Below are 812 nucleotides of genomic sequence, written 5' to 3'. Positions count from 1 at the left end.
AAAGAGTCGATTTTATCGACCTTTTGGGTCAGCCTCTCTGTATCATTAAAAGGAGATGATTCACCTTTCGCCTTATTCTATTAAATGGCCCTTTAATGGAATAAAATGACTAACGTTATTAAACAACCTGATTGTCATTTAATATCAATGTCACTTAGTAAATTCCATCTTCCAATTAAAGAATTCGTTATCTGCATTTTTTTCATATCGCATGTTAGCATCAAACTTATTACCTTTTTTGCTTGTTAATCCTTTCACTGTTACAACTCCGTTTTTCAAAAGAGTTTTCACCATCGTTTTAGAAGTTTTTTTCTTCATCGAAGCTAGAAATTTATCATTCTTCCAAATAACGAATTTACACCCAATTTTCCAATTGCTGCAACCAAACCCTTTTTGTCCTTCGATAATTCCACTTCCGCAAACGGGACAATTCCCTAATACTTCAATTTGCTTCTTTTCCCTTGACACTTCATTGATGATTACCTGCTGTTCATTTTTAATTTTTCCAACAGCATCAGTCGTAAATTCAAAGATTGTATTTAGAAAATCTTGCTTGGTAAATTTTTGTTTTTCAATATCAGATAATGTTTTTTCTAAGCGACCTGTAAATTCTAAATCAAATAGTTTCTTTATCGGAAAGGTTTCTACTAATTTAATACCTAGTTCCGTGCAAAGTAAATTTAGGATTCATAGTAGTATTGGCTATAAAACGCCATAAGAGGTAGAAGACTACATCCTGCATACCGCCTAAACCACTATTTTGAGATTGTGCACACGCTTTACATGGAGTGGCGGGCATGATCGCCTTGTTC

Annotated in this window: 1 pseudogene; it reads right to left on the bottom strand. The window is 33.7% G+C overall.

The window, feature by feature from the left end:
- Positions 1-150: 150 nt before the first annotated feature.
- A pseudogene (locus BFU02S_RS16565) lies at positions 151-681 on the bottom strand (topoisomerase C-terminal repeat-containing protein); the annotation flags it as partial.
- Between the last annotated feature and the right edge of the window lie 131 nt (positions 682-812).

The sequence above is a fragment of the Neobacillus fumarioli NBRC 102428 genome (genome assembly GCF_001591485.1).
In the GTDB taxonomy this organism is placed as follows: domain Bacteria; phylum Bacillota; class Bacilli; order Bacillales; family Cytobacillaceae; genus Neobacillus; species Neobacillus fumarioli.
The sequence above is the reverse complement of the archived record's forward strand: the minus strand, read 5'-3'. Positions and strand labels throughout refer to the sequence as shown.